2 pseudogenes are annotated in these 251 nt (G+C 54.2%); both read left to right on the plus strand.

Going from position 1 to position 251, the window contains the following annotated elements:
* Positions 1-128 (plus strand): annotated as a pseudogene (locus tag AB3X94_RS42320) (IS5/IS1182 family transposase); the annotation flags it as partial.
* Positions 129-170: 42 nt separating this feature from the next.
* Positions 171-251, plus strand: a pseudogene (locus AB3X94_RS42325) (IS5/IS1182 family transposase); the annotation flags it as partial.

Consider the following 251-nt stretch of genomic DNA (forward strand, 5'->3'; position numbering starts at 1 on the left):
GGCTCAACCGTTTCCGGCGTCTCGCACGTGACTATGAACGGCTCCCCGAAACTCTCGCTGGGCTTCATTTCGTCGTCTTCGCAATGCTCATGCTTGTCCACGCCGTGTCAGTACTTCAAAGTTCCTAGAGGGTGTTAGGCACTTTATGTCGGACCTGGTATCCTGGCGGAATGAAAAATCGCAGGCCTTACCCAACGGATGTATCGGATGAAGAGTGGTACTTCGCCGCTCCGTACCTGACCCTGATGAAC

It is taken from the genome of Paraburkholderia sp. BR10923 (genome assembly GCF_040948765.1).
Lineage (GTDB): Bacteria > Pseudomonadota > Gammaproteobacteria > Burkholderiales > Burkholderiaceae > Paraburkholderia > Paraburkholderia youngii.